Consider the following 3,864-nt stretch of genomic DNA (forward strand, 5'->3'; position numbering starts at 1 on the left):
CGACCCGCGGCGACGTGCGCCCAGCGCACCTCGCGGTCCTGGCCGCTCGCCCCCGCGACGAGCTCCGGCCGACCGGCCTCCACCTCGGGCAGCGCGAGGATCTCGCGCACCGTCGGGAGCGGCGAGTGCTCGGCGTAATCGGCTTGGTCGGCAGGATCCTGCATCCATCGATCATACGTTCTGTATGAATCCGACGGCAAGTGCGGATGGTCTGACTGCTTACAACGAGCCGAGCCCTTGAAATACTGGCAGGGATAGCGCCTCCGGGCCATCGAACACTTTGACCAATCGAGACATTCGAGAGAAGAGGGCCCAGCAGTCATGGCACGCATCCCCCACGTCATCGCCGGTGAGAAGGTCACCGACGCCGAGCGCACCCAGCCGGTCTACAACCCGGCTACCGGCGAGGAGCAGCACGAGCTGTCCATCGCCTCCGTCGCGACCGTCGAACAGGCCATCGCCGCGGCGAAGGCCGCGCTCCCCGCCTGGCGCAAGACCAGCCTGACGAAGCGCGCAGATGTGTTCTTCAACCTGCGCCAGCTGCTCAAGCAGCGCACCCCCGAGCTGGCCGCCATCGTCACGAGCGAGCACGGCAAGGTCCTCTCGGACGCCGCCGGCGAGATCGCCCGCGGCCTCGAGAACGTGGAGTTCGCCTCGGGCCTGCTGCACCTGCTGAAGGGCGAGCGCGACGAGCAGGTCTCCACCGGCGTCGACGTGCACTCCATCAAGCAGCCGGTCGGCGTCGTCGCGGCGATCACCCCCTTCAACTTCCCGGTGATGGTGCCGCTGTGGATGATCGCCAGTGCGATCGCCTGCGGCAACACCGTGGTGCTGAAGCCCTCCGAGCGCGATCCCTCCGCCTCGGTGTTCATCGCCGACCTCTTCCGCGAGGCCGGCCTGCCCGACGGCGTGCTCAACGTCGTGCACGGCGACAAGACCGCCGTCGACACCCTGCTGGACAGCCCGGACGTGAAGGCCGTCAGCTTCGTCGGCTCCACCCCGATCGCGAAGTACATCTACGAGCGCGCGGCCGCCAACGGCAAGCGCGTCCAGGCCCTCGGCGGCGCGAAGAACCACGCGATGGTGATGCCCGACGCCGAGCTCAACATGACCGCCGACAATGTGGTCTCGGCCGCGTACGGCTCGGCAGGCGAGCGCTGCATGGCGATCTCGGTCGTGGTCGCCGTCGGCGGCGTCGGCGACGAGCTCGTCGCGAAGATCAAGGAGCGCATGGAGAAGCTCGTGATCGGCGACGGCACCGATCCCGCCTCGGAGATGGGCCCGCTCATCACCGCCGAGGCGAAGGCTCGCGTGGAGTCCTACGTCGCCGGCGCCGAGGCGGAGGGGGCGACCGTGGTCGTCGACGGCCGCGAGGCGAAGTTCGAGGGCAACGGCTTCTTCACCGGCGTCTCGCTGCTCGACCACGTGAAGACCGACAGCAAGGTGTACCTCGACGAGATCTTCGGCCCGGTGCTCGCGGTCGTCCGCGTCGACACCTACGAGGAGGGCCTGGAGCTCATCAACACGCACCAGTTCGGCAACGGCACGGGCATCTTCACCCGCGACGGCGCGACGGCTCGCGCCTTCGAGTTCGACGTCGAGGCCGGCATGGTCGGCATCAACGTGCCGATCCCCGTGCCCGTCGGCTCGTTCTCGTTCGGCGGCTGGAAGGACTCGCTCTTCGGCGACACCCACATCTACGGCCCCGAGTCGATCAACTTCTACACCCGTAGCAAGGTCGTCACGACCCGCTGGCCGAACGCGGAGCAGTCGAAGGTCGACCTCGGTTTCCCGAGCAACAGCTGACGCGAAGCGTCATCCTGCGCGGAGGGCGCAACGCGCACGGAGTCGCAGGATCTCACGTTTCGATATGAGATCCTGCGACTCCGACGGCTTCGCCGCCTTCGCGCAGGATGACGGAATTACGGAGAGAGACAAACAATGAGTGATTACATCGACCTGCACGGCAATCCGCAGAGCTTCGGCGACACCGAGGCGCAGCGCGAGGTGCGCCAGAACGACCGCGACTACGTCTTCCACTCGTGGTCGGCGCAGAACTTGATCAGCCCGATGCCCATCGCCAAGGGCGAGGGCGTGCGGTTCTGGGACTACGACGGCAACGAGTACCTCGACTTCTCGTCGCAGCTCGTCAACCTGAACCTGGGCCACCAGCACCCCGGTCTGGTGAAGGCGATCCAGGAGCAGGCCGGCCGCCTGGCCACGATCCAGCCCGCCATCGCCAACGACGTGCGCGGCGAGCTCGCCAAGCGCATCGTCGAGCACTCCTTCGAGGGCGCGCGCTCGGTGTTCTTCACCAACGGCGGCGCCGATGCCAACGAGTACGCGATCCGCATGGCGCGCCACCACACGGGGCGCCAGAAGGTGCTGGCCCGCTACCGCTCGTACCACGGCTCCACCGCGACCGCGATCACCATGACGGGTGATCCGCGCCGCTGGGCCAACGGCGTGATCGACGCGAACGTCGTCCACTTCTTCGGCCCCTACACCTACCGCTCGGAGTTCCACGCCGAGACCCCGGAGCAGGAGACCGAGCGCGCGCTCCAGCACCTGGAGCACACCATCCAGCTCGAGGGCCCGAGCACCATCGCGGCCATCATCCTCGAGACCGTCACCGGCACCAACGGCGTGCTGCCGCCCACGCCCGGATACCTGGCCGGCGTGCGCGCGCTGTGCGACACGTACGGCATCGTGATGATCTGCGACGAGGTCATGGTCGGCTTCGGCCGCACCGGCGAGTGGTTCGCCTACCAGGGCTACGACGTGAAGCCCGACCTCGTCACCTTCGCGAAGGGCGTCAACTCGGGCTACGTGCCGCTGGGCGGCGTTGTGATCTCCGAGGCGATCCACGAGACCTTCGGCGACCGCGCCTTCCCGGGCGGGCTGACCTACTCGGGCCACCCGCTGGCCTGCGCCGCGGGCATCGCGACCTTCGACGTCTTCGAGGACGAGAAGGTGCTCGAGAACGTGCGCGATCTGGGCGAGCGCGTCGTGGCGCCGTGGGCAGCCGAGATGGTGGCGAAGCACAAGTCGGTCGGCGAGGCCCGCGGCAAGGGCCTCTTCTGGGCGCTGGATCTCGTGGTGGATCGCGAGACCCGTGAGCCGCTCGTGCCCTACAACGCAGCGGGCGAGGCAGCCGCCCCAATGAACGCCGTGATCGCGGCGTGCAAGCAGGCCGGCCTGGTGCCGTTCGCGCACTTCAACCGCATGCAGTTCGCCCCGCCGCTGATCATCGGCGAGGAGGATCTGGTCCGCGGTCTCGCCATCATCGACGAGGCGCTCACCGTCGCCGACGGGTACTACGTCGGAGCGTAACCCGTTCCAGGGTGCCCGAGGGCCCCGGTCCCGCGAGGAGCATCGCGAAGGATCGGGGCCTTCGCGCGTTCCGGGGAGGTGCCGATTACGGCGCCTCCCCGGTCGCGACGGGCAGCTCGGGGTGGTTCGCCCACTGCGACCAGGAGCCGGGGAAGAGCGCGCCCTCCCGCCCCGCGAGCGCGAGCGCGAAGACGGTGTGGCTCGCGGTGATGCCGGATCCGCAGTAGGCGCCGATCCGCGTACCGGGCCCGTGCTCCTCTCCCGTCTCGGTTCCCGGCTTCGTTCCGGCGGTCGCGAACCTCCGTCGCAGCTCCTCGACGGGGAGGAACCACCCGTCGTCGTCGAGGTTCCCGCCAGTCGGCAGATTCCGCGCTCCCGGGATGTGCCCGGCGCGCGGGTCGATGGGCTCCTGGCGGCCTGCGTAGCGCTCCGTCGCTCGCACGTCGAGCAGCAGGTGCTCGAGCGCGAAGGCCGCCGCATCCTCGAGCTCGATCCGCGGCAGGCGACCCGGCCGGAGCTCGACGGTGCCGG

The 3,864-nt window shown here is 68.9% G+C and carries 3 protein-coding genes; 2 read left to right on the forward strand and 1 reads right to left on the reverse strand.

From position 1 onward, the window contains the following. Positions 1-321 precede the first annotated feature (321 nt). Together ACFPZL_RS10995 and ACFPZL_RS11000 are read left to right on the forward strand one after the other, a co-directional pair. Positions 322-1,806 carry a CoA-acylating methylmalonate-semialdehyde dehydrogenase gene (locus ACFPZL_RS10995; RefSeq protein ID WP_218115848.1) on the forward strand — a complete coding sequence of 495 codons (1,485 nt, stop codon included), beginning with the start codon at positions 322-324 and terminating at the stop codon, positions 1,804-1,806. Positions 1,807-1,941: 135 nt separating this feature from the next. Then, positions 1,942-3,333, forward strand: a complete 1,392-nt coding sequence (locus tag ACFPZL_RS11000; RefSeq protein WP_218115841.1) for an aspartate aminotransferase family protein — start codon at positions 1,942-1,944, stop codon at positions 3,331-3,333. 85 nt (positions 3,334-3,418) lie between these two features. Here ACFPZL_RS11000 and ACFPZL_RS11005 read toward each other — a convergent pair. Then, the coding region (locus ACFPZL_RS11005) for a sulfurtransferase (RefSeq protein ID WP_382335422.1) at positions 3,419-3,864 on the reverse strand (446 nt) is incomplete at its 5' end.

Origin of the sequence: Leucobacter soli (assembly GCF_042659205.1) — a bacterium.
GTDB lineage: Bacteria > Actinomycetota > Actinomycetes > Actinomycetales > Microbacteriaceae > Leucobacter > Leucobacter soli.

Excerpts from the sequence above, each read along its gene's own strand:
- ACFPZL_RS10995 (WP_218115848.1), top strand. The coding sequence starts at position 322 with ATGGCACGCATCCCCCACGTCATCGCCGGTGAGAAGGTCACCGACGCC.
- ACFPZL_RS11000 (WP_218115841.1), top strand. The coding sequence starts at position 1,942 with ATGAGTGATTACATCGACCTGCACGGCAATCCGCAGAGCTTCGGCGAC.